Source organism: Bacillus cereus group sp. RP29, from assembly GCF_040459765.1.
GTDB classification, from domain to species: domain Bacteria; phylum Bacillota; class Bacilli; order Bacillales; family Bacillaceae_G; genus Bacillus_A; species Bacillus_A paranthracis.
The window spans coordinates 2,439,525-2,463,630 of record NZ_JARVHN010000001.1 but is presented as its reverse complement, the minus strand read 5'-3'; the positions used below and the strand labels follow the sequence as shown (position 1 = coordinate 2,463,630).

Below are 24,106 nucleotides of genomic sequence, written 5' to 3'. Positions count from 1 at the left end.
TGTTATACATAATCAAGGCTATAAAATCATATTTAGTAACAATGGACGAAAAAGATTTGGAGGCTATATTGATGAATGAACACTATGATAAACAGAGGCAATCTTTACTAGGGAAAGACTTTAATGAAAATGGAGAACGTAATGAACAAGCAATCCTTCACTCTCAAACAGTTGGTTCACGTGGACCTGTTCTAGAGCAAGATAGTGTGCTTCACGAGGCGTTACAACAATTTATTCACGAAAAAATTTTAGAAAGACCTGTTCATGTAAAAGGATTTGGTGCGTTCGGTTATTTTCAAACAATCTATCCAATGCCCGAACATACTAAACTAAATTTCCTACAAAATGCTAATGAGAAAGTTCCCGTTATGGTGCGATTTTCATTAGCTGTTAGCACGAAAGGAACACCTGATACTTCTAGAAATGTACGCGGTTTTTCTACAAAATTTTATACTAAAGAAGGTATTTTCGATCTATTATGTAATCACATTCCTGTCTTTTCTGTACGCGATCCGATGCGTTTCCCTGAAACCATTCAAGCGTTGTCACCTTCACCTAAAAATAACTTATTAGACTCTAATAGATTTTGGAGCTTTGTCGCTAGAGCACCTGAATCCATACATTTCGTTGTCCGTTTGTACTCTGATAATGGTACGGCCAAAAGCCTTCGCCACATCCCAGGACATAGTGTAAATACATATGTTTGGAGAAATGCAGAAGGCAATCGAAAGTATGTAAAGTATCATTGGTACCCATTTGAAGGTGTACAATTCATTACTAACGAGGAAGCAAATAAACTGGCTGCCGAAAACCCTGATTATAGCGGCAAAGATTTATATGATGCAATTGCAAACGGTAAACCAGTGGAATATGGTTTATATGTCCAGCTCATGGACCCGAAAGATGAAGCGCATCTTTCTTACGACCCTTTAGATGATACAAAAATATGGGATGAAAAAGCGTATCCTCTTATACCAGTCGGCAAAATGGTATTAAATAAAAACCCTGAAAATTATATGGAACAAGTAGAAAAAGTCGCTTTCTCCCCTTCTAATTTACTTGACGGTGCTGAATTATCAGATGATAAAATGTTGCAAGGGCGAGCTAACATTTATAGTGATTCTCAAAGAAGAAGAATTGGTCCCGAATTTCGGAAATTAACGATTAACCAACAGCAAAATTGGACACCTGCTAATCAAATAACGAGCGGTGACGGAAGATACATTGAAGGTGAACTTGAAAGAACTTCAATAACGAAACAAGATGACTTTACGCAGGCTGGTGAATTTTATACGAAGTTAAAACCGATAGAAAAAGAACATCTTGCAGAAAACTTAGCTGGTGATTTGAAAGTTATATCTGATGATATTAGAAAGATAGTGTTAGAGTATTTTCATAACGTGTCAGCTGATTTGGTGAAGAGGATTGAAACCAAGATAGAAAAATAATAAGAAGTAAGAACGCATCGACTTTTTTCATAAAAAAGAGCCATTTATCTAACCTTTTTTAGTCAGCTAAATGGCTCTTTTTTATTTTTTCACCACATTATATCTTTTCAGAACTACACTTCCGAATTTATTAAATATCCGATCCATCAAGAAGCCCATCAATCCAAGAATAACAAGACCGACAAAAATCCAATCTGTTTTGAAATATAACCTTGCATTCCAAATCATATAACCAATTCCTTCATTAGCTGCAACCATTTCAGCTCCAACAATGGCCATAAATGAGGATCCCATTGCAAGCTTTGCCCCCGTATAAATATAAGGAAGTGCTGCTGGTATGATGACATGGAACATAATTTGCCATTCTGATGCTCCCATACTTCTCGCTGAGCGAATTTTATCTTCTTCAACAGCTTGCACACCGGTAATTGTGTTAATCGTCACAATAAAGAAAGTTGCATACATAATGAGAAAAATTTTAGATTGCTCTCCAATACCAAACCAAAGCATAAATAATGTTATAAAGGCAAGAGGTGGAATAAAGCGAATAAAATTGATAACTGGATCAAATAGCGCTCTTAACCATGGGATTCGGCCAATTAATAATCCTACCGGAATGGCTACAAGATTCCCTAAAATCCATCCAGCTATTACTCTTAAAAAACTAACTCCTATATATATAAATAAGGAACCATTTTGACTCAGTTCAATTGCTCCATACAAAACTGCTATCGGACTTGGCAAAAATTGCGGATCAGAAAAATTCGCTACAACACTCCATATCGTAAGGATAAGTATCCAAGCGATAATTCCACTTTGTAATAGCTTCTTTTGTAAACCAATCTTGAAATTATTTGTTTCATAAATAGTCTCTTTTCTTGCAATCTCATCTTTCAACACGCTCATATTTGGACCTCCTTTCAATCAAAGTGTGATTGAATCATTTGATAATAGTAATTAAATTCTTTATCTGTAAATGTTCTCGGATACGGTAGTGGAATATCGTAAATCTTTTCAATTTTTGAAGAAGGTCCTTTAGACATTACCCCTATTCTTTGCCCAAGTAATAGAGCTTCTTGAATATCATGAGTGACAAAAATAATCGTTTTGTTTGTTTCTTTCCAAATTCGAATTAACTCTATTTGCATTGTTCTTCTAGTCATTGCATCGAGTGCTCCAAATGGTTCATCCATTAATAAAAATTGCGAGTCATTGGCTAACACACGTGCTAATTGAACTCTTTGTTTCATTCCTCCAGAAAGTTCTCTTGGATATTTTCCTTCATGCCCATCTAGTCCAACAAGTTTTATATAGTGAGAGGATATATCATTTCGGGTCTGCTTTATCATTTTTTTCATTTTTAAACCAAATTCAATATTTTCTTTAATTGTTAGCCACGGAAAAAGCGCTGCGTCTGCTTGTTGAAATACGACGCCACGATTTCTATCAGGCTTAATTACCTCTTCATTATTGACTATTAGTTTCCCTGATGTCTTTTCAACAAATCCAGCAAGCATACTTAATAACGTAGATTTTCCACATCCGCTTGGGCCAAGTAATATAAAAAATTCACCATTCCCAATTGTTAAATTTACATCTTCTAAAACAAATTGTTCGTTATTAAATGATTTAGATAACCCAGAAATAGAAATGGCCACAGGAGATTTCAATACTTCTTTTTCACTTACTGTACTCACCATACTTCACTCCTATTCTATTTATAAGTAACAGATTCAGGGAAAGCTTTTTTAAGTGCTTCAAGATTAATTTTATCTTTCAATTCATATTTATCTTTCAGTTTCCCTTTCTCTTCTAATCATACTTTCATATCTTCTAAATGTTTTGCGTCCTCCTCTGTAAATCCAAGAACATAGTTTTGTCTTTCAATATCTTTTAACGCATCTTTCTCTGGTAGTTTCAATTGCTCAAAAGCAAGCTTAGCGGTTTCTTTTTTATTGTTATCTACATATTTAATACCTTCAGATAAAGCCTTAAGTGTGTTTTCAACAGCTTTTGGATTCTTCTCGACGAATGATCTTTTTGCTAGTAAATAGCTGTCAATTGTAACGCCTGCACTTTCTAAATCACCTAATTTTGTTACACCTTTTATATTTTTAAATTTATCCTTTAATGCACCAGAACTCCAAACAGCATCTATATCACCATTTTTCATTCCTACAATAGCTTCGTCTGGTGTACTATATGGAACGAAGGTAATATCCTTTTCATTAATATGTTTCGCTGCCAAATATTTCGCCCAAACATACTCCGTTACAGTCCCTTTAGGTACGCCTAACTTTTTACCTTTTAAATCATTTTCTGTTTTAATCCCCTCTCTAACTAGAAGCTCATTGTCTTTTGATGATTTTTCATTTCCTCGCGTAAGTGTTGAAATTACGACCATATCTCCTTTTCCTAACGAATTTAAAAGCGCATAATCAGCAGCAAGACCTGTATCAGCTTGTTCCGTTAATACCGCATTAACTGTATCAATTCCATAAGCAAAATTCGATAGTTGAGCTTTAATACTATTTTTCTCAAAATAGCCTTGTTTCTCGGCAGCTCTAAACTGAAAAGATCCGCCAGCAGCTGTATCTATAGCCATTTTCACCGCGGCCGTTTCTTTCCCATTACTTTTTGTCGTTCCCGCACTTTCTTTTGAAAAGTTTGAGCATCCTGCTACAGCTAAACTAGTAACCATTGATAAACTTAAAAATAAAGGCTTTAGTTTCACCATTTATCATTCCTCCATAACAATTTGTTCAAGCTTGAAGTAAGATTTGTTTAACCGAAATATTACGTTAAATTATTACAAATAAAGAAATGGAAACGTTTTGTCATATAACAAACCTATCAAGTTCATTTTAATAAGTGGGGGAAATGACTCTCCCCACACTTTAAATTACTAACGTTAATCTCGTATTTTATTTATTTCTTCCAATGTCGCTACACAGAAATCTCCGGTGCCGTAAGATACTGTTCCTTCGACTGTCACAACAGATTCCGTACCAGCTTCTGCAGCATTCGGGACTCTAAATGCTGCTATATCAAGAGGAGTAATTTCTTTCTCCTCTGGTTTTTCTAGTTGAGGTACCCACTCATACGGTACACGATACGCACGGTAAACCATATTGGAGTTTCTGTTATTTTTATAAGGTGAAATATATTCCCATACAAGCTCATGCTCACGAGTAACTTCAAAAATCCGACCATCTGCTCCTTCTGTAATCAATGTATTTCCGTTTGGTAGCCTTTGGGCAGAACTAATATATGGACTGTAAAATCGATACGAATCTAAAGGAGCTTGATATCCAGCTTCAGTTGGCGTATATTGCCACTCAATTTCTAAAGTTACTGGATTAATTTCTAGAATCCTCGAGTGATCACGAACAGCATTTTTGGAACCGTATGGAGATGCAGGGTTTGGAAGACCATATCCTGCCCAACCACCATTATCAAATACAAGTAAATTCCCTTCTCCAGGCAATCCTTTCGGAATGATATGTGCATGATGTTGTCCAATGATCCATCCTAAATGCTTAACATCTGGGCTAGAATAATCAGGACCGAGTTTCCAAACTATATTTCCTGTCTTCTTGTCAATAATGGCAATTATATTTGACTCCCTAGCATCCCAAATAATATTTTCAGGATGAAAACGTTCATCTCCTTGGTCATAAAACTTATTCGGACCAATTGTAGACATAGAATTTATATGCATCCAATCTCCATCCGAATTACCACCAAAGGATCTAATATTAGGATTACGGAATAGTACATTTTTAGCACTTTCATCAAATCCAAGTTCTTCAAAATGATCACTGACAGCCCACTCCCATATAATATTCCCTTCCCAATCTACCTCAATAATGACATCATCTAATAACGGCTTATCGGATATATTCGGATTATGTACATTTTTGTGTGCTAAAATTAACGTATTTCCACCATCTGTTTTCGGTTCTAATTCTGGTGCATAGTAACCCACGGGATTTCCCTCACGCTGATAATCATGATGAGCTCTAGCCATCCACTGCGGATCATGGCCTGGGTCTTCAATGTGTTCCAGACGGTTAAATCTCCAGACTATGTTTCCTTCCCAATCTACTTGAACTAAATCTACTTCATCTTGAAAACCGTACTCAGGATTTCTTTGTGCTGTATGACCAAAAACATATCCGCCTGGTAATAACTTATTTGGAAATCCACGCAGTCCTTTCCATAAGTGTACTTCCTTTCCATTCATATCAATTAATAACGCACCATGATCTGCAGCTTGATAAATTGTATAACCACTCCAAGCTTTCCCGGGATTATATACTGTTGCCCCTGTTGGATAAATTGTTGGATGTCCCATTCTTTCCACTCCTATTCATATTATTAATAAGTCACCTTTTAACAATTTGAATTTTCAGACCCAAATAACTAGAGTAATAGTATTCTTTGTTATTCCTCTGTATTCTCATTGCTTAGTTTCATAATTGTATCCGAAAGGTGTTCTAAATTATGGGCTAAGCGTTTAAAAATTTCGGTCTGCACTTGTAATTCTTCTGTTGAAAATCCATCGAATAAAACAGACATAAAACTTGTTCTTATTTTATTATTTCGCTTTATAAATTTCAGGCCATCTTCAGTAATATCAAGTAAAGTGATTCGTCTATCTTCCTGATGACGTTTCCGAATAGCCAAGCCTCTTTCTTCTAACTTATCGCATAATGCCGTAATCGCTCCTGATGTAAAATCCAGTTCTTCTGCTAAATCAGTTAGACGCTGCTCACCATCTCGAATAATTTTGTTTAATATTAAGATGCCCGGCAACATAATACCTTCAATCTTAATTTTGTCACGTTCCTTTACAAACTTACGGACCATTTTACGAAACAACCAATCTGTTTCTTCGATTAATGTTGGCATCGTTTTATTCATATCTCCTCCGCTCCTTGCTCTATGAATAATACAAAAAGGCACGAACACATTTCAAAATTATGAAATGTATACGTGCCTTTGGTTATCCAATCAGCTATTCAATTTGTTTTAGCATTAAAATAATGAGTGGTAAAATAAGTAATATCCACATATTAATCCATTAATTCCTATGCGTCAAGTGTGTTTTAAAAATATATTTTCCTAATTTATCTATTTGTTCTCGTTTAAGGTTATTTTTGAGGTTATTTATATGTAACCCTATTTATAACAATACATCTAAAATATAAAACTCCCCCACTTTACATAACTACTGTAGCGGAGGAGTTCTTTCTAATATTACTTTATCAAATTCACCGGCGAAGCAACTACCTTTCCACTTTTCACATCATATAGCCCTATAGGCGTTACCCGTATAAAAGGCAAGTGCGTCGCAGAAAAGAATAAAATTGTAAATGCTGGATCATCATACGCGTAGCCACGCTCTTGTAGTAATTTCACCATCTGTTTCTCTTCCTGTATTAATTCACTCATTTTTAAATTAGACATAATTCCGAGCAATGGTAATGCGATTTCATGTAATACTTCATTCTTCTCAGCTATTACCATTCCCCCGCCAAGCTCTTTTACTCTATGAAAAGCTATAAGCATATCTTCTTTTCTTTTTCCGATAAGAATGATGTCACCTGTACCAGAATAAGAGCTAGCAAGCCCACCTAGTTCTTTCGCAAAACCTTTCACAACTGTATTCACTCGCCAACTGCCATCACGAGCAATCATCATAAGGAAACATTCATCATGATCTGTGGACAATTCATTACATTCTATGTTGATTTTACTAGTATATGGTTTTGTAATAACGTTATTTAATAAGTGTATACCCGTTTTATTAGAGAAAATCATATCCTCTTTTTCTATGGACCAATCTAATGATAATGGAGTTACTTTACATTTACCCCAGTCTATATGTAATGCTTCATGCGTATTTACACCGTCACGCTTCACCCATTTCCCCTTTGCAATAACGCTCGCTGGTACTGGGTTTTCTTTACTTTCTAAAATATTGATATTTGCAATTCTCCCTGTCCCAATCGAACCATGTATATGCTCCATATTATAATAACGAGCAATATTATAACTTGCCATATGATATGCATCTATTACTGGAACACCTTGCTTTATAGCAGTAGTAATCATTACATTCGTCATTCCGTTTTCATAAAAGGACGGATGAGAACCATCTGTTGTGAAAAAGAATCTATCAAATTGCTTCACACCTAATTCCAGTAGTTCTTTTAATAAAACTTCTAAATCTGGTCGGATGGAAGAGTTTCGAAGAGAAACAGTGTAACCTTGCATAAGACGAGTTAACACTTCTTGCCCCGTCATTGCTTCATGATCACAGTCTGTACCTAACAGTTTTAATTTTACTAACGTTGCTTCAGATGCTCCTGGGAAATGTCCTTCTACTTTTTTCTGTAATCGCTTTGTTTCCTGCACCCAAGTTAGCATTTCATCATCGCCATGTAATAATTTTGGCCATGCTGTTAGCTCTCCTCCTTGAAGAACTGCTTCATGCTGTAGCCATTCTATTATTTCTTCACTATTAAATAAAGATTGCCCATTTTGCAATTCAGTTTGTCCATCAAAACGGCACCACCAATACATACTAGCTGGAAGCTTTTTAAATTTATCTAATAAATGAAATGATTCCTCACGCTTTAATGTGAAAAATAGAGTTAAATTATCATTAATAAAAGTTGTTGTCCCAAATTGCATCGCATGATTCGCTAACGTCTCTGGATTATATAATTGATATGGATGTGCATGCGGTTCTATGTAACTAGGAACGACATACTTTCCATCACAATCAATAACTTCACATTCATGTAGTTGCTCTGGTAGTTTTTCTCCTACATATATAATTCTGTCATCATAGATCCAAATATTTGCTTCCATCCATTCACGTATATAGGAATTTAAGTATGTTGCGTTCTTTAATAATTTATGAGGACTTCTTGTACCGTCTATTATTTCAACATGTTCTCGTAATTGCTCGTTACTCCATCTGAACTGATTTTGTCCCAATGTATTTCACTCCAATGCCATATTAGTTAAGACGAAAAATAATTAATTAACTAAACTATTTTCTATTTAAGTCCACTCAATATATATCACTATTATATTTAACAATCATAAAAATTACAATTTTCAGAATATAAATCATTTTATTGTTCACTTCTTCCTCATTTGAACATGAACATTTCTGTGAAGTTGTTTTACTGGAACCTTTGAAAGAATAATGAATATTTTGTAAGGGCAAAAACGTATTTTTTAACAATGGATGTTCTTTTCAAGATAGAGATGGGATTCAAATAGGAGACAATTGTATAATCGGTATGAATGCTACAATTGCCACACTTAATCACGGGCTAACTTTAGAAACAAGAAACACGACATACGCCTCCCCTGTTACAATTGGTGAAAATGTATGGATCGGGTCTAGTGCAACCATACTTCCTGGTGTGACACTTGGAAACAATTCAGTTATTGCTGCAGGTGCAGTTGTTACAAAGGATGCACCTGCAAACATTGTCGTTGCAGGAGTGCCCACAAAAGTTGTGAAAGTAATTCATAGCAATTAAAAACATTCTAGATTTTTCAAATGCAAACAAGCTACTTTTATTGAAATTTGCTTTACTGCTTATATATTTATTTTATCGTTCTTGTTAAGAATTTTATTTCTCTTTGTGAGAAGAGAATGTGCCTATATATTTTTCTATACAGCAATAAAAAGACTTATAGAATGATTCTATAAGTCTTTTACTATAAGGAATTAACCTATACTTATCAATTAACAAATTCAAAAACCAAAAGGTTCGCTATGAATAAAGTTCTAAAAAATAACTATCGACTCTAATTATCAATTATTTCATAATAGTCTATCAATCCCTCTTACTGCCTCATAGCCAAAATATATTCCAAACATAATTAAAACAATTCCTGCTACTATAGAAATCCATTTCATTACTGTATGATTAATAAATCTTCTACCAAAATGAATAGATGTAGCCATAAATATATCCCAAAGCATAATCCCAGCAAAAATGGCTGCACTATACCATAAAGCTTGTTCTTTTCCAATAGTATTCATAGCACTAGTTAGAACTGATCCGTATATCCCTATCCAAAAAATAATATTTAATGGATTAGAAATTGCGATAGCAAACCCCGATAGAAAAGATTTTAAAGGATGTTCTTTTTCACCTGATGAAATATATTGAACTTGTTTAGTAGCTTCTTTCATGCTTTCATAGCCTAAATAAATCATCGTTACAAAACCAAAAATCCAAATGCAGAGCTGGGCAACTGGAGTTGTTAAATAAGTCGAAATACCAAAGTAAATTAAAAACATCATTACAACATCTGCTGACATTGCTCCAACTCCTACTAACCATGCACTCAAAAAACCATTTTTTATTCCTTTATTTATTTGAGCAACATTAATCGGACCGACTGGTGCAGACAATGAAATCCCTAATAATATATAACTGAATATCATGCTAATCATTTCTCTTCACCCCCGTAATAGGACATTTAAACCTTTCTCTAATTTTTCTATCTGTTTCATAATCTAATATTAGCTCATATGTATATTATTTATACGATATAGCCGCTTCTTCTAAAAGTTCTACTACTTGTTTATACATATTTATCCTCCCTTTGATTTCATTACAAAATTTGAAAAGATAGCCTTTTCTATTGCTGTTCCCGCTCCCCATTCTTTTTCACAATATATTCAATTATAGTTTAAGACACAATTTAAACTTGAAATAAAATACATATTTGTAATGCAAATGGAACCAAAATATAAAACCTATATTAATCACTAATTTCATAATAGTCAATCATTTGGGCACAAATCATAATTATCTATTTTTGTATACTTAATTCTATTTGTTATTAATTCATACGATAAAAGTACCTTATTATGTAAATTACGGAAATACATTTAAATATTTTTCAACAAAAAACAGAATTTACTTATTATTAACTCCGAAATCTAGAACTACTTACCTTTGTATGTTGCAATATTTTAAAAATGTAAAAGTCACTATAAATAAGAAATATCAAATAAATATAATAGATTTATAGTAAAATGAAAAAATTTAAATCCATCATTACTTTTCTTGTAACAGCACATAAAAACCCCGAATCATGGGAAGTAAATTGCTCATGATTCGGGATTTTTTAAGACTATATTTTAATAACGATTAAATCACATACAAGTCCTTATATACCTCTATAGTAGAACTCTTTTTATCTGTTATTTATTAAATTCAATTTGCATCATTTTATTAAACTGCGAAACAATATCGACCTCATCTAAAGAGTTAATACTGACAGCCAATGTATGTTTACCACCAATTACTCCACCAGCAAAAGTCATAAACCCAGGAATTGATCCTCCGTGCCCCCATACTGAGACACCATTTGGAAGTTTAGTCTCATAGATTCCAAGACCATATCCATCACCAATCCCTTTTCCTTCTATAGGAACTGTAGTAAGCATTTCTTTTAGCTCGCGTTCCTTCAGTAACTTACCACCGAGTAAAGATGAAAAGAACTTGTTTAAATCATCCGCATTAGAAATCATGTCTCCAGCTGCATTAGCTAAACTCGGATTATAATACGTAATGTCTTTCAACTCGCCTGTTTCTTCCATTTTCACATATCCACGAGCATGATTCTTTCCTGGGATGACAGGTGAATTACCTGGTAAAAACGTATTTGGCAAGTCCAAAGGTTCAATAATTCGCTTTTCGATTTCTTCCGCATAACTATTACCAGTTATTTTTTCAATAAGCATTCCTAGTATTACGTATCCTGTGTTTGAATACGACCAGCCTTTACCTGGCGAAAAATCCGAAGGCAGCGCAAGTCCTATTTTCACTATTTCTTCTGCTGTATACGTTTTTTTCGAATTCATTATGTCAGCATCTTTTGACTTTAAGTATTCAGCGATACCACTCGTATGTTTCAAAAGTTGACGTATCGTAATTTGATTACCATCATACCCATTTCCTTGAATGAGACCCGGTAGCCACTTTTCAATTGAATCGTCCAGTTGTACGCGATTTTCTCCTACTAATTGAAGAACAGTCGTGGCGGTAAAAGTTTTCGTCACACTACCAATCCGAAAGCGATAATCCGATTTCACCGGTTTCTTTGTACTTAAATCTGCTACGCCAGCAGTATAACTACTAATTTTTCCTTTATTAGATGTCTTAGCTAATACCCCTGGTGCTCCAATTTTGATTGTTTCCTGCATTACTTGTTTCCATCCATTCCGATTCTTTTGATCATGTACTTTTGACGAATTCGAAATACTTTGAGTAGACTCTGCTTTCACAGTGAAGCCAGGTGTAAATAGAGTAGTACCCGCTAATAAAACTGTCAAACTCGCTAACTTCATTGAATTACGTTTTTTCATAAGGATTTCTCTCCCCTATTCATATCGTATTGATTCAAGCTATACTTTCATCCTATATGATAAAACTGTCTTTTTTCTTATCCATTCCTTACGAAATACTTACGTTTAAATTTAAATAAAGTAAACTGGGGAAGAGTTATGCATGCAAATAAAAAGAGAACATGTTTTCATTTTTTATGTAAACATGTTCTCATAAACATTTAAAATTCTATATCAACTTTTCATCCTATTCTTTACACAACTAATCTAAATTCATTTTTACCAGCCTGCACTAGCATTCATTCCATTTCCAATAATAGAAAGTAATAGTGGCCATAATACTGGTCCTAACGTAAGCAGTACATTTAGAAGTATAAGTATTCTATATCCACCGGTGAAATTATGATTTTTACGATTCACAAATACGAGACTGACTAATGAGATTATGGTCGTTAAAAATAACACTAACATTACCAGCCAATACCACACCATTAAACTGAGACTCCATGGTGTTAATAGCTCGTGTATGATGCAAAATGAGATTCCTAATACCGCAAAACTAAAGCTAGTCACCGCTGTTTTTATAAGCCATTTACTTATTTTTTTATCGTATGTATTTTTACAATATAAATCTATTAAAGTATACAAAGATAAATATGCCATGAATACGCCTACCCAAGACAATAACCAGTCTCCGTCCCCTTTGAATAATAAGAACAGCAACCAACACATACTTACTGCAGAAAAAACAAAGGAAATAAGTATGCTTTTTAATACCGATTTCATTACATTTTCACACCCTTAAAAAACTTAAAAATTAATTATAATTTATAAAAATTAAGTATAGGTTAACATGTAATGAAGTATAAGTAAATAAAGTTAATTTACAGTTAATTTCGTTTTCTTAGTTGAAGGCTGTTATATATATGAAAATGATTCATGATAATCAAACTTCTCTACAAAAAAGTAAAGGTGAATATTTACGTATCCACCTTCCCATCTCCCTCTACCCACTTCATTATTTTTTCCACATCTAACTCCGTATACGTCTTTTCACCATAACGAACAGACTCATATAGCGAAGTAATATTTCTCGTTCTACTAATTCTTTTTAACCACTGTTGCATCGTTTCATAGGATCTTCTCTGTTCATGAAATGGTAATGTTCTTTCCCATTCAACTAGCGTTTTTCTTATCGTATTTGTCGGTAATGGCTGTTTTAACTGATGAATGACTTTCTTGTTATTTTCGGTTCTTACCGTATTTTCTTTTGTTACCGATTTTTTCTCCTGTTCTATTTCTGGTTTCGTTAACTTTTTCCTAACGGATTTATAAAGAAAATATATAATTCCCCCTGCAATCATTACATAAAAAACTATACTGATCCATGAATTTGAAAGCACAGAAAATACGTCTCCCCATGAATTTTCCTTTTCAAAACCTTTAAATTTTTTACCCGTTGTCGTTCTCTCACCATTATCTCCTACTTTTTTCTCTTCTATAGGTGTTCCGTAATCTTCAGTATCACCATAGTTTATAGTTTCCTTATAAACTTTTTCAGATTTCTTTTCAGTAAAAAAACGTTCTTTTACTATGCTTTGCACATGCACAACACCTTGTGATAACGTTATTGCACTAATCGCAAAGAAAAATATGATTAAAGCTCTTACACTCCACAACTTCACTTTCATATGCCGCGCTTTATTCACCATGACATAAGCCCCTTCTTATTCTTTCATTACAATCCATTTATTTGTTCTACTATATTTCTTTGGAGAAGTACCAAGGATTAAAGGAACCGCATCCAGTTCCTTTCGCCGAAATCCAGCTGTGTAAAAATAAGAAGAAGATACAGGCGTATCTTGATCCGATATTGAGGCAAGTATTTTTAATACATTTTGCAAATGTTTCCGATTATCCCCGTTTTTTATATGTAGTAAACCGTTATCTTTTACACTATTGATCCATACTTCAAATGAACAGTTTTGCATGAGCAATTGTTTACATATGCCTGCTGTTAATTCAATTAATTCTTCTATATCATTTCGCAATGAAACGCCACTTTTATTTTGCAAGTTGAGATAAATCGCGTATTTATCTGATTGCGTTCGCTCATACTTTTTCGCAGTTATCGTCCCTGTTTTCGCTGTTGCACTCCAGTGGATGGAACGAAAATCTTCATTTTCATAAGACTTCACTCCCATTACTTTCGTTTCATCATATAAGGGTGAAGACATCGCTTTTCGAAATCCTCGTGACCATTCTTGTAATTCAGGGGCTTGCATTTTTGGAACAGCTGGTAAAACTAAATAGGACGGCGTATCGACTTGTTTATATGTTATATGATTCGTTATAAATCCAAAAGGATCCGTAATAACAATTTCAACTTCTTCCCATTTCGCAATTCCTCTTTTTAACGCTACAGCTTGTAAATAAAATGAAGCTGACTCTCCTCCTTTTAAATTAAAATTCATATAATAATTTGAACCTGTATTCGTATTTTTGTTTATTTCATCATGATTCCAAATTAGCTTATTTTCACATTTAAATCGAAATACGATATTGAAAATAGGAAATATCGACTTATTTGAAATTTTCATTTTGCACATATTCGTTTCACCTATAAAAACGTTTGAATTCCCTTGTCTATATTCCCATTCAACACGAGATACTTTACGTATGTATACATGCATCGCACCTATTAAAATTACATACAAAAATACGAGAGATAAAAACAGTAGATTGCTTGAAAATACGCATAAAATAACGGCTACAACTGACATAACTCCCATTACGAAAGGCTCCGCTAAAGGTGTATACACAAGGTGTTGATTCATCGTACATTCTCCACTGGCACATTAATCGTATGAAGAATTTCTTTCATAATTTGTTCTTTCGTCGTTTTCATCTCTCCCTCAATCGTTAACGTTAAACGATGAGCACATATGGAAGCAGCAAGTTGTTTTATATCATCTGGCGTACAGTAATCTCTTTCATTTAATATTGCCCGTGCTTGAATCGCTCTCATAAATGCCAACGTTCCCCGTGGGCTTACACCAATTTCAATTAGCTCATGCTTACGAGTTGCTTCAATAATTTCAAGAAGATAATCTTGCACATCATTCCCTACTAACACTTCTCTTGCACGCTTTTGCATCGTAATAATTTCTTCACTTGAAATAATAGAATGTAACGTTTCTAACGGATCATTCATTTGAAACCGATTCATCATTTCCTTTTCAGCTTCTCTCGTAGGATAACCTTGACGTATTGTGAGTAAAAACCGGTCTAACTGAGCATCAGGTAAAGGAAATGTACCGGCCGATTCAAGAGGATTTTGCGTTGCAATTACTAAAAAAGGTTCTGGTAATAAATGTGTCTGTTTCGCAATTGTAACAGTACGTTCTTCCATCACTTCTAATAACGAAGATTGTGTTCTCGGTACAGCCCGATTAATTTCATCCACTAATACTATATTTGCAAAAATAGGACCTAACCTCGTTTTAAATTCCGATTCCTTTACATCAAAATATTCAAGGCCAATAACATCTCCAGGCAAAGTATCCGCTGTGAATTGAATTCTTTGAAATTTAGCGTCCACACTTTTAGCCAAACTTTTCGCTAATGTTGTTTTTCCTGTCCCCGGTACATCTTCTAATAAAATATGCCCTCTTGCTATAAGAGCTATAGCTGCCAGTTCTATCGATTCATCTTTTCCTATAATAACCTTCGAAATATTGTTAGTAATTTTCTTTAATGTACTCATATATTAACCTACCACCTTTAAATTTTCTAAAAATTAAGAATATAGACTTTCTAAATTATAACATATGAAACAAAGTTGAAACAGAGCAACAAGCAAACTTATATTTTTACTTTACTCCACGTAAAAAAAAAGCACCTATTGTCCTCTGTTGACAATGAAGTGCTTAACTCACGTAATTTTCATATTGGGTATTTGACACCTTATATAAATACATTATCTTTCCTCTCTGCACAAATGAATATAATGACCAAAATCAGGAAACACATCCCATTTATTTTCAAGATCATCATGATTCTCTCGTTCCTCAACTAACCCTCTATTCACATCCACCTTTTCCATTACTGTATAACCATTTTCTTGGAAATTGAAAATCATGCTAGTTTTTTCTTTTTCATTCGTATCATTATATTCCCAATACATAGCTGTTCTTAAGAAAATTCTATTATCATTTATAACTTCAAAATCATAATTTAAATACTTACGAACTAATTCATCATAAAACCCAACTGAAATCCAATCTTTTGTAACATTTATAAGATACTTAATCCTTTCACCTTCAGTTAACACGGCCGTATATGGTTCGTTATTTTGATGACACAAATATGCTTTACACTCATCAATCATATTCCAAGGTTTCTTTCTAATATCTGACCACTCGTCACAATAATAAATTTTCATAGTTAATTGTCCCTACCTTCTAAACCTCTTAAAAAGATGTATATTTTCTACTTTTTTCATCACATTCTAAAAATAAATACTGTAAGTCACCATTTATAGGCTTATCATGAACATTAATAGTCAATTGAAAATCCAAATATTTATCTTCAATACGCAGCCCTTCAGCTATTCTGAAAACTGTAGATACAGTATCCACTTCTATTTGTTTAAGTATTTATTTCATATAATATCGCTTTATTTTCATTAGAAAGCCCCGTATATAATCGCATCCTTCCAATAGGAATCATTCACTTCATTACTATTCGTACTTTTTATTACATCCTATTTTCATTTGATTGTTGCATTCACATAAAGTATTTTTTTATCAAAATAAAAAAATACTCAATACAAACTAATAATGTTTTGAGCATGTGAATTACTTATGTATAATAATTTACAGTATCTTATTACTTACTACTTTCAATTGTGGGTTTTACCATACACATTACTTATTTTACTTTTAAAATCATCATACATTAAAAATGCCTCTCTTAATATTCCCTCTAACTCCATATAGTTTCGATATACTGGTGTTTTTATTCTTTCACTTGCATTCATCAATACCCTTGAATACACACTCCAAGGACTACCTAGCCTCACTTCATTATTATGATATACAACCCATACAAACTCTGTCATTCCATGTTCTAAAATTATATGAAACCATATCATATAATTTGGAGAATGATCTAGAACACCTACCTTAAAAAATTTCTCCTTCTTATCAAAAGTTGCTGCATATCCCAACCTTATAAATATTTCATTTACCTTTTCTATATCATAATCCTCAAGTCTATCATTCAAATCATTAAGATTTGAGCTAAAGTTTCCAGACAATTCCTTATATCTATCTACAAATTTAATTTTTTTCAAAGCTTCTTTAATTTCAGGTTTCATTTCAACATTCATTTTCTAATCCTCCATGAAACTTTTTCATTAGATTCATTTCTTTTCTAATTCACTCCAAATATCAACATCACATTCATTTAAAACCGCTTTAATTTCGTCCTTCTCAAATACTACTAAATAATTATATGGTAAGGCTAGCACTTGAATAATTGCGGGTTTTATTTTTAATAATTCATAGGCGTATATAAATTCCAATTCTCCTGATACTTCTTCATTGATAGGGCCTATATACCAACCCGAATCATCTTCATCACAACCACTAGATCTTTGTAAATAATACTCTTCTTGTTGCAACACATTTTTCGCTATCACAATCTTATCGTTAAATTTTATTAATTGCCCCTCTATATTTAATCGACGTAAGCAATGCGATTGTTCTAGTTGTACCCATAATGCAATTGTTAAATCTTCCGTCGTATCTTTCAAAGGGTTTTTAGTATAATCCTGGGTGATAATTTGATAATAATCTTCATACTTATATAAACTATAAACAGACCATCCAATTTGTATTGAAAATCTATCTACTAATTTATCTTCTACTTTAGATAATAAATTAAAAAGTGTTTTTACGTGAAAACTTAATGGTTCTTCTACTTTAGCTTTTATATTTTTATTACCTATATTTTTGATTATTGTTTTCAAATCAATATTCTCCACTTCTATTATAATAATTTTCAATTGAAATCAACAAAAGAGACCTCAAATGTGAAGTCTCTCTTGTTGATTATTTTCCATAAGTAACTCGCCATTTATTTGTTTATTTTAAGACAGATAACATGGTTCATTCAAATATATACCTTAAAGAAAAAATTTTTCCTGCCGTCATAAGCTAGTAGAATAGATTCAATTAATTCTTATTAATTGCGATAAACTCACTAGGAATCTCATCTGCTAACCAAACTTTTTCATTTCCTAAATAAAATTTAACGCCTTCTTCTCTAGCTTTTCCAGTATTAACTTCTAAAATAATAGGATGCTTATCTTTTCTTTTTCCCACTAATTCAGCAGTTATAATATCTTCAGAAAGATGGACATATTGTCTAGACATAGGTGATAGCCCATTTGATTCAATAGAATTTAAAAAGCGAGGAGATGTACCATGATAAAGAAATTCAGGTGGAACTCCTTCTTCCTTTACTATTTTCATGGGAATAGAATGTCCATACAAGGCACGAATTTTATTTTCTTTTAGCTCATGCCTTTTTTTCTCAGATTTCTCAATCATTATTTTTAAATCTTCTATCTTCACATCTCTCCATTCAATGGATTGGTGAAGTGCGTGTAAAAGTTGCTCAACAGACACCCAGCCATTCTCATCTAACTCCAATTCGTATTTCCACTGAGCATGACGTAAAGCATAAGATACTTCTTTACTTAAATTTATATAGAATTTTTGTTTATTCAATTTCTTCACTCCGATTGTAATCAATCATTTCTTTCATAGCAACTTCGACCCACTCCCAAAAATCATCAAACTCTTTTCTTTGTTCAAAACCTTCAGAAGCAAAATCATGAATAAGTTGAACTTTACTTCCTTTGCCAATTTCAAAACACGCAATATCATCGTTGTCATCTCTTCTAGCAAAAGGAATTAAATTCCTTTTTGGATATCTTTCCTTTAAATCATGATACCTTCTAGTAGCCTGTTCAGATTCAATTAAATACCATACATCAAAATCAACTAAATTCAATTCCACGAATTTTTGGTAAGATTCAGGATATACATATATATCTTTATCAACATAATACTTTTCCATAGCTATAGCACTTCTTTCTATTTCATTTTTTCTAACTCAAATGAACCCATTGGATTATGAATTCTAAAACTAGTCTTTTGCTTTAGAATTCTTAAGTCTAGAGCTTCCCCCAAATTTTTAGGTACTCCCTTTTTAGTTATAAATCTATCAATCAGATTAGCTGGAAGCGGATCATTATAGTTTCTAATAGTTGCTTGAACTTCTATCCCAACCTCTCTAGCTGCAGCAATATTGTCTTCCTGCTCTTGTAAGTTCAATTGTTGTTCTTGCAAAGTAAATTGTTTCATCTTGGTTTGCCAGCTTGTACTTCTATAATCTCTTGAGTTCGTCTCATTGTTTCTTTAAAGAGTCGACATTGATTTCTATTAGATATCCTAAGTACACTCATGCTCTCATCTGCCTCTTATTCTTGCAACCAATTTCGTGCCACTGATGAACACCCTTTACAGGTGTTAAAAACATAGAAAAACCTTGAAAAGCATATATGCCAATCGAGGTCTCAGTTTATATACCACCTATTATTTATATATTCCACTTTCCCATACTTTTTTTCCGTCAGTTAAAAACACTGCACTTGGCGGATCATCATAGAGAGAAATTTCAACCAATGAACTTTTTTCTTGTATCAACCAATTATATACAATACCTTCATTAGTAGAAGGTTGAGATAAAATATGATTTACTTGAAATGCTGTTGCATAATATTCTGCGTATGCGGGGTCATCATCATCTAATCCATTGTCTGTCTCATAAAATGTGTCTGTTTTTCCTATAATTCTCAATCCACTGTTCCACTCTAATATGATTTCTACACCTTCATGCTCTGTTAATGTTTTAAATAAAGAATCTGCTTCCATAGACATCCTCTTTCTTAATTTTATTCTGATGGTTTTGCTGGTACTATATGGGCACCATCTTTTCCATAATGTATCATTCCTCTATTAGTCTCTATATATTGTCCGGTCACAGTGTCATAGTATTTACCTATTGGTTTACCAAAGTCCACTCTTTCTTTATTTTTGGTAACAGTGGTTCCTTTTCCTGCAAACTTATCAAGCAATTCTTGTGCTATTTTATTATCGCCATAGAAAATGCTCTTATTTTTTCCATTTGCTAATTCTTGTTTATAGTTCGGTGTATCGGGAATATGCTTCTCTTGAGCTCCTGCTTTCACTTTTATTGGATAACCATTTACTTCACGGTATGGACCTTTAGGTACTGAATCTTTTCCATAAGAAGGTATTCGATTACTCGCACCCTTACCCCCACCAGAAGACTGGATTTTTTGAAGAGTATCCTTAGCATTTTGAATCGATTTATTCCAAACAAATCCACCATGCGCAAAAAGACTAGCCCCAGCAGCTGTTGCTGCTATATCTAATGGGATAACAATTGGTGATGCTAACCCGCTAGTTCCTACTTCTGCGACGATAGTTAAGAAATTAGATCCGCCTATGAGCGAAATACCTTCAAATATTTCTACAATGGACCCGGCTATTTAATAATATTGCCCTATTTTTTTTATGTTTTTTGACATTGAAAAACAAACTATATACCTGCAATTGAAGCCTATGTGCATATTCTGTTAGCTTTAATTCATAAAAATAATTTCTATAAATTTATAGCTTACTTTTCAATTAAAAAAGCACTTATTGCCTCAAATAGACAACCAAGTGCTTTAAGTTCATATGTTGTAAAATGTCATCTTACCTAAACTCGTACTTTTTTTCTATTCTATCATTGGACACAGTACCCAATGATGGGCCAACCATCATGAAGTACGTAATTTCAAACACTTATTTCTTCCCCTAAAACACTAACCTTTATTCTGCTTTTTAATCATTTCCATCCCATTCATAAATCTCTTAATAGAATCCTCATTCTTCAATAATTCACTTAAGTATAACAATACATCGAACTCTTCAGGGTCTGCATCATAATAAATCATTCCTGGATCAATAAAAGGCTCATAAACTATATTACAGATATTTTGTCCCCCTATTGTTACACTAAAACATCTTTTCAATTTTGAAACATAACTATTTGTACAAATTAGATCTTCTATAGATGTTTCAAATGATTTTCCATTATAGAAAAAAAATAGTTTGTTATCTTTAACATAAATACCAACTACCTGTCCATCTTCACTAAATCCTCCGACGCCTTGTCTAACCAACTTTACTTTATTTTTTTCAACTACTGAATATCCGCTAGGTTCTAATATAATATACGTTCCTGTCTTAGAGTAATTATTCATTATTATCATAAGTTATCCTGTCCCTCCTAATGCTCTAATCCTAATAGTGTGTTTATTACATCATCTTTTTGCATTGATTTTTGAATTATAATTTTCCATACTTGTTCATCTGATTCATAAATTCCTTTATCAATGTACGAATCTCTTATCTTATTAAACATACTCTCAGCTGTCGGTCCTATTGGATTACCATATTTTTTTATATTTCTTTCCTCTAAACCGGCTCTCTCCTCAGCAGTCATATTTTCCCTCGCTGCATTTTTTTGCTGGTTACGTGCTTCTACAACATGTTCAGCTATTTTTTCTTTAGAAAATCCTTCAGATATCATTTTTTCGATATCATTTTCTAATTGTTTAGATGCTTCAAGATAATCTTTTCTTACATTTTGCATTTCTTTTGTCCATTCAACATTTGTAAAGTCATATTCTGGTTTATTATATGCAGTACCCTCTTTTGGTAAATATCCATATGCTCCATTATCATCAGCATGTATCTGTTTAAGTACATCGGGCTTTACTTTTTCTAAAGGTATTCCCTCACCCGTTTTACCAACACCAGTTTTACCCGTACCCTATGTTGTAATCTTAAACCCTCACAATAAAAAAACAAACCATGTAAACCTTATTAAACTACTTCTTTTTCTTCCACTACCGGCAACTCATAAGCTGTTTTATATTTCATCATGCCATATACAATGTTTACAAGCCTTCTCATAATACATACCAATGCTTGTCCTTTTGTTTTTCCCTCTTTAAGTTTCTTTTGATAGTACGCATGAAACACTGGATTTCGTGGCATCTTACTTCCTTTTGCTACTTGCACTTGCTGTACTGCTAAGTTATAAAATAAAGCGTGTAGCGCCCTGTTTCCTTGTTTACTTTTATGTGCCTTACCTTTCCCACCAGAACCAAAGTAAACAGGCGCAATCCCCGCAAACCGTGCTAATTTATTGGCATTTGGAAATCGCCTTACATCCCCAATTTCTGCGATTAATGCTGATGCCGTCACAAGTTCTATTCCCGGCATTGTGTCTAATTGATAATCTAATACATTCATTAACTGTTTTAGTTCTCTCTCAATGTACTTCATTTCCTGTTTTTTAAATACAATGTCCCTAACAATACTTCTCACTAAAAAGTCTCGTGTTTCTTGATACTCCTTCATTGTTTGTCCATCTTCTTTTACAAGCTTTAATATGTCACTTGCTTTCTTTACTGAGCATGTATTGTTGCTAACATCTAATAAAAAAGCTGTCAATCGCTTTATATTCGTCCCCTCTAAACAAGAAGGTGACGGATATTGCTGCCAAAATGCCAATGCCGTTTTGCCATCTATCTCTGAGAAAAACTTTTTATAACTTGGATAATGGTGGTTCAATTGAATATGTAGTTGATTTTTCAAAGCTGCTTGTGCTTTTACTAATGCATTCCTTCTTGAAACTAGTTGTTGTATCGACCAAAATAAATCGTGCGGCTTTGCATCTGGCAATTGATTAAATTTGTTTACCAGTATGCGTGCTACACATTCCGCATCCCAACTATCATTTTTTTGTATCATCACTTGGCTTTTTCGTTCTAAAAATGATAAAGCCGGATTTACTTCTTTCACTATTCGTTCATGATCTACTAAATATTTCGCTAACGCTCTTCCGTAACCACCAACATCCTCTAAACCAAATACAACAGTTATCCCATCACACACATATGTCTCTACTTCTAATAAAAACTTCGAAAATGCAGATGGTTTATTATCAAATTGTATTTCTCCTAATTTCTCTTGCCAACAATTAATAATAACAGCCGTATGATGCTCCTTATGTAAATCTACTCCTACATACAAATAGTTCTGTCTATTATGCATAACTCATCCCTCTATTCAATGATTTAGTCATATATAAAAATGTCGGCAACCTTAGTTCGAGCGTTCATCTTTCGATGCGCATAGGTACGCAAGCCTATCCATTTTCATAATTTCATAAGTACATATAGTAAAATGAGCGATTTTTTTAAGTACGACTGTTATAAAATTGCTGAATGTTTCCCATTTGTTTGTATTTGCCCGTATGTATATACCCCTCGATAAAAGTTCTCTCGGTCTAACATGCGTTTCACTTGTACTTTCGTAAACAGCTTTCCTTTCTCAGTACGATAACCTTCCCTATTCAGTCGTTCTGCCAATTGAGTTAGCGACCAATCTTTAAAAAAGTGTCTTAATTCAAATAGTTTACGTACAACTACCGCTTTCCTAGCATCTACTTCTAACACTTTTTGCCCTTTCTTTACTCTATAACCAAACATCACACCGCCCCCCGCATATCCACCTTGTTCCGCTTTCTTCTTTCTCCCTCTACTTAGTTTTAATGCAATTTCAAGACGTTGGTATTGGTCTAATAGCTCTAACATGCCATTTACTAAAAAGTCATTGGGGTCATGTGTATATATACTGTAATTCGGTTGTTCAATTGCTTTCACATCTACCTTGTATTTCTTTAGCTCTCGTTGTATTAATACTTTTGCCATATCAGAGCGCCATAACCGAGATGTATTTAATACAATAACTTTGCCCACTTGATGATATGCAATATCCGACAATAGCTCTTGTAGACCTTCACGTTCAACTGTTAATCCATCTTCATCTACTTTCGCTCCGCTGATTCCTTTATCTTCGTATATGTGAAGCAGTTGTAGTTCATTCTCGTTACAGTACCGCTGAATTTCTTCTACTTGATATGTTAAACTGTATCCTTCACGTACTTGCCCTTCTGTTGAAACTCGTACATAACCAACAACTTTCTCTTCCATATTGAGTCCTCTCCCGTTACAGCAATTAAAGTCCCTGTAACGTTTACCCGTTTT

The 24,106-nt window shown here is 33.5% G+C and carries 24 protein-coding genes and 2 pseudogenes; 2 read left to right on the top strand and 24 right to left on the bottom strand.

The window, feature by feature from the left end:
* Positions 1–71: 71 nt before the first annotated feature.
* Positions 72–1,448 carry a catalase gene (locus QCI47_RS13100; protein ID WP_309423184.1) on the top strand — a complete coding sequence of 459 codons (1,377 nt, stop codon included), beginning with the start codon at positions 72–74 and terminating at the stop codon, positions 1,446–1,448.
* A gap of 81 nt (positions 1,449–1,529) precedes the next feature.
* Here QCI47_RS13100 and QCI47_RS13095 read toward each other — a convergent pair whose 3' ends face one another.
* From QCI47_RS13095 to QCI47_RS13070, 6 genes and pseudogenes are all read right to left on the bottom strand, one after another.
* Positions 1,530–2,354: an ABC transporter permease gene (locus tag QCI47_RS13095; protein WP_000114664.1), complete on the bottom strand. Its 825-nt coding sequence runs from the start codon at positions 2,352–2,354 to the stop codon at positions 1,530–1,532.
* 14 nt (positions 2,355–2,368) lie between these two features.
* Positions 2,369–3,148, bottom strand: coding sequence for an ABC transporter ATP-binding protein (locus tag QCI47_RS13090; protein ID WP_000255349.1), 780 nt, complete (start codon positions 3,146–3,148; stop codon positions 2,369–2,371).
* Between the two features lie 14 nt (positions 3,149–3,162).
* Positions 3,163–4,185: pseudogene (locus QCI47_RS13085) on the bottom strand (ABC transporter substrate-binding protein).
* Between the two features lie 174 nt (positions 4,186–4,359).
* A complete protein-coding gene (locus QCI47_RS13080; protein WP_309423187.1) occupies positions 4,360–5,805 on the bottom strand; it encodes an aryl-sulfate sulfotransferase in 1,446 nt (481 codons plus the stop codon).
* A gap of 89 nt (positions 5,806–5,894) precedes the next feature.
* On the bottom strand, positions 5,895–6,374 hold the full coding sequence (locus tag QCI47_RS13075; RefSeq protein ID WP_076867641.1) for a MarR family winged helix-turn-helix transcriptional regulator: 480 nt from the start codon (positions 6,372–6,374) through the stop codon (positions 5,895–5,897).
* Positions 6,375–6,710: 336 nt separating this feature from the next.
* Positions 6,711–8,459 (bottom strand): adenine deaminase C-terminal domain-containing protein, encoded by a 1,749-nt coding sequence (locus QCI47_RS13070; RefSeq protein ID WP_000531397.1) that lies wholly within the window; start codon positions 8,457–8,459, stop codon positions 6,711–6,713.
* Between the two features lie 218 nt (positions 8,460–8,677).
* On the opposite strand from QCI47_RS13070, the gene QCI47_RS13065 reads away from it, so the two are divergent.
* The gene (locus QCI47_RS13065) at positions 8,678–9,016 is read left to right on the top strand and encodes a DapH/DapD/GlmU-related protein (protein ID WP_109629746.1); all 339 of its coding nucleotides are present in this window, start codon (positions 8,678–8,680) and stop codon (positions 9,014–9,016) included.
* Positions 9,017–9,303: 287 nt separating this feature from the next.
* On the opposite strand, the gene QCI47_RS13060 is transcribed toward QCI47_RS13065, so the two are convergent.
* The 18 genes and pseudogenes from QCI47_RS13060 to QCI47_RS12975 all read right to left on the bottom strand — a co-directional run bounded on the left by QCI47_RS13060 (position 9,304) and on the right by QCI47_RS12975 (position 24,052).
* A complete protein-coding gene (locus QCI47_RS13060) occupies positions 9,304–9,942 on the bottom strand; it encodes a LysE family translocator (protein WP_000624904.1) in 639 nt (212 codons plus the stop codon).
* Between the two features lie 756 nt (positions 9,943–10,698).
* The gene (locus QCI47_RS13055; RefSeq protein WP_353811815.1) at positions 10,699–11,865 is read right to left on the bottom strand and encodes a serine hydrolase domain-containing protein; all 1,167 of its coding nucleotides are present in this window, start codon (positions 11,863–11,865) and stop codon (positions 10,699–10,701) included.
* Positions 11,866–12,123: 258 nt separating this feature from the next.
* On the bottom strand, positions 12,124–12,630 hold the full coding sequence (locus tag QCI47_RS13050; RefSeq protein ID WP_000843849.1) for a DUF3902 family protein: 507 nt from the start codon (positions 12,628–12,630) through the stop codon (positions 12,124–12,126).
* Between the two features lie 194 nt (positions 12,631–12,824).
* The gene (locus QCI47_RS13045) at positions 12,825–13,556 is read right to left on the bottom strand and encodes a hypothetical protein (RefSeq protein ID WP_076868698.1); all 732 of its coding nucleotides are present in this window, start codon (positions 13,554–13,556) and stop codon (positions 12,825–12,827) included.
* 15 nt (positions 13,557–13,571) lie between these two features.
* Positions 13,572–14,681, bottom strand: coding sequence for a DUF58 domain-containing protein (locus tag QCI47_RS13040; protein WP_098671660.1), 1,110 nt, complete (start codon positions 14,679–14,681; stop codon positions 13,572–13,574).
* Positions 14,678–15,610 carry an AAA family ATPase gene (locus tag QCI47_RS13035; protein WP_240814247.1) on the bottom strand — a complete coding sequence of 311 codons (933 nt, stop codon included), beginning with the start codon at positions 15,608–15,610 and terminating at the stop codon, positions 14,678–14,680. The genes QCI47_RS13040 and QCI47_RS13035 overlap by 4 nt, the downstream gene beginning before the upstream one ends.
* Before the next feature lie 213 nt (positions 15,611–15,823).
* Positions 15,824–16,288, bottom strand: a complete 465-nt coding sequence (locus QCI47_RS13030; protein WP_076868702.1) for a hypothetical protein — start codon at positions 16,286–16,288, stop codon at positions 15,824–15,826.
* 459 nt (positions 16,289–16,747) lie between these two features.
* Complete coding sequence (locus tag QCI47_RS13025; RefSeq protein WP_061130309.1) at positions 16,748–17,236, bottom strand: hypothetical protein; 489 nt, start codon at positions 17,234–17,236, stop codon at positions 16,748–16,750.
* A 33-nt stretch (positions 17,237–17,269) separates the two neighbouring features.
* Positions 17,270–17,878 (bottom strand): immunity protein Imm33 domain-containing protein, encoded by a 609-nt coding sequence (locus QCI47_RS13020; RefSeq protein ID WP_353811814.1) that lies wholly within the window; start codon positions 17,876–17,878, stop codon positions 17,270–17,272.
* Positions 17,879–18,083: 205 nt separating this feature from the next.
* Positions 18,084–18,641 carry an RNA 2'-phosphotransferase gene (locus tag QCI47_RS13015; protein ID WP_309423194.1) on the bottom strand — a complete coding sequence of 186 codons (558 nt, stop codon included), beginning with the start codon at positions 18,639–18,641 and terminating at the stop codon, positions 18,084–18,086.
* Positions 18,634–18,993: an SMI1/KNR4 family protein gene (locus QCI47_RS13010; protein WP_000417647.1), complete on the bottom strand. Its 360-nt coding sequence runs from the start codon at positions 18,991–18,993 to the stop codon at positions 18,634–18,636. Before QCI47_RS13010 ends, QCI47_RS13015 begins: the two co-directional genes overlap by 8 nt.
* 17 nt (positions 18,994–19,010) lie before the next feature.
* Complete coding sequence (locus QCI47_RS13005; protein ID WP_353811813.1) at positions 19,011–19,280, bottom strand: hypothetical protein; 270 nt, start codon at positions 19,278–19,280, stop codon at positions 19,011–19,013.
* A 231-nt stretch (positions 19,281–19,511) separates the two neighbouring features.
* A complete protein-coding gene (locus tag QCI47_RS13000) occupies positions 19,512–19,850 on the bottom strand; it encodes a hypothetical protein (protein WP_000387011.1) in 339 nt (112 codons plus the stop codon).
* Between the two features lie 20 nt (positions 19,851–19,870).
* Positions 19,871–20,236 (bottom strand): annotated as a pseudogene (locus QCI47_RS30290) (polymorphic toxin type 50 domain-containing protein); the annotation flags it as partial.
* Positions 20,237–20,809: 573 nt separating this feature from the next.
* The gene (locus tag QCI47_RS12990) at positions 20,810–21,259 is read right to left on the bottom strand and encodes a hypothetical protein (RefSeq protein WP_000585090.1); all 450 of its coding nucleotides are present in this window, start codon (positions 21,257–21,259) and stop codon (positions 20,810–20,812) included.
* Positions 21,260–21,276: 17 nt separating this feature from the next.
* Positions 21,277–21,642 carry a hypothetical protein gene (locus QCI47_RS12985; RefSeq protein ID WP_061130310.1) on the bottom strand — a complete coding sequence of 122 codons (366 nt, stop codon included), beginning with the start codon at positions 21,640–21,642 and terminating at the stop codon, positions 21,277–21,279.
* A 233-nt stretch (positions 21,643–21,875) separates the two neighbouring features.
* Positions 21,876–23,111 carry an IS110 family RNA-guided transposase gene (locus tag QCI47_RS12980; RefSeq protein WP_076872565.1) on the bottom strand — a complete coding sequence of 412 codons (1,236 nt, stop codon included), beginning with the start codon at positions 23,109–23,111 and terminating at the stop codon, positions 21,876–21,878.
* A 158-nt stretch (positions 23,112–23,269) separates the two neighbouring features.
* Complete coding sequence (locus QCI47_RS12975) at positions 23,270–24,052, bottom strand: recombinase family protein (protein WP_240814248.1); 783 nt, start codon at positions 24,050–24,052, stop codon at positions 23,270–23,272.
* Positions 24,053–24,106: the final 54 nt, after the last annotated feature.

Excerpts from the sequence above, each read along its gene's own strand:
- QCI47_RS13090 (WP_000255349.1), bottom strand. The coding sequence starts at position 3,148 with ATGGTGAGTACAGTAAGTGAAAAAGAAGTATTGAAATCTCCTGTGGCC.
- QCI47_RS13075 (WP_076867641.1), bottom strand. The coding sequence starts at position 6,374 with ATGAATAAAACGATGCCAACATTAATCGAAGAAACAGATTGGTTGTTT.
- QCI47_RS12975 (WP_240814248.1), bottom strand. The coding sequence starts at position 24,052 with ATGGAAGAGAAAGTTGTTGGTTATGTACGAGTTTCAACAGAAGGGCAA.
- QCI47_RS13050 (WP_000843849.1), bottom strand. The coding sequence starts at position 12,630 with ATGAAATCGGTATTAAAAAGCATACTTATTTCCTTTGTTTTTTCTGCA.
- QCI47_RS12985 (WP_061130310.1), bottom strand. The coding sequence starts at position 21,642 with ATGCAAAATGTAAGAAAAGATTATCTTGAAGCATCTAAACAATTAGAA.
- QCI47_RS13010 (WP_000417647.1), bottom strand. The coding sequence starts at position 18,993 with ATGGAAAAGTATTATGTTGATAAAGATATATATGTATATCCTGAATCT.
- QCI47_RS13100 (WP_309423184.1), top strand. The coding sequence starts at position 72 with ATGAATGAACACTATGATAAACAGAGGCAATCTTTACTAGGGAAAGAC.
- QCI47_RS13080 (WP_309423187.1), bottom strand. The coding sequence starts at position 5,805 with ATGGGACATCCAACAATTTATCCAACAGGGGCAACAGTATATAATCCC.
- QCI47_RS13040 (WP_098671660.1), bottom strand. The coding sequence starts at position 14,681 with ATGAATCAACACCTTGTGTATACACCTTTAGCGGAGCCTTTCGTAATG.
- QCI47_RS13000 (WP_000387011.1), bottom strand. The coding sequence starts at position 19,850 with ATGGAAGCAGATTCTTTATTTAAAACATTAACAGAGCATGAAGGTGTA.
- QCI47_RS13025 (WP_061130309.1), bottom strand. The coding sequence starts at position 17,236 with ATGAATGTTGAAATGAAACCTGAAATTAAAGAAGCTTTGAAAAAAATT.
- QCI47_RS12980 (WP_076872565.1), bottom strand. The coding sequence starts at position 23,111 with ATGCATAATAGACAGAACTATTTGTATGTAGGAGTAGATTTACATAAG.
- QCI47_RS12990 (WP_000585090.1), bottom strand. The coding sequence starts at position 21,259 with ATGATAATAATGAATAATTACTCTAAGACAGGAACGTATATTATATTA.
- QCI47_RS13035 (WP_240814247.1), bottom strand. The coding sequence starts at position 15,610 with ATGAGTACATTAAAGAAAATTACTAACAATATTTCGAAGGTTATTATA.
- QCI47_RS13095 (WP_000114664.1), bottom strand. The coding sequence starts at position 2,354 with ATGAGCGTGTTGAAAGATGAGATTGCAAGAAAAGAGACTATTTATGAA.
- QCI47_RS13030 (WP_076868702.1), bottom strand. The coding sequence starts at position 16,288 with ATGAAAATTTATTATTGTGACGAGTGGTCAGATATTAGAAAGAAACCT.
- QCI47_RS13055 (WP_353811815.1), bottom strand. The coding sequence starts at position 11,865 with ATGAAAAAACGTAATTCAATGAAGTTAGCGAGTTTGACAGTTTTATTA.
- QCI47_RS13045 (WP_076868698.1), bottom strand. The coding sequence starts at position 13,556 with ATGGTGAATAAAGCGCGGCATATGAAAGTGAAGTTGTGGAGTGTAAGA.
- QCI47_RS13005 (WP_353811813.1), bottom strand. The coding sequence starts at position 19,280 with ATGAAACAATTTACTTTGCAAGAACAACAATTGAACTTACAAGAGCAG.
- QCI47_RS13060 (WP_000624904.1), bottom strand. The coding sequence starts at position 9,942 with ATGATTAGCATGATATTCAGTTATATATTATTAGGGATTTCATTGTCT.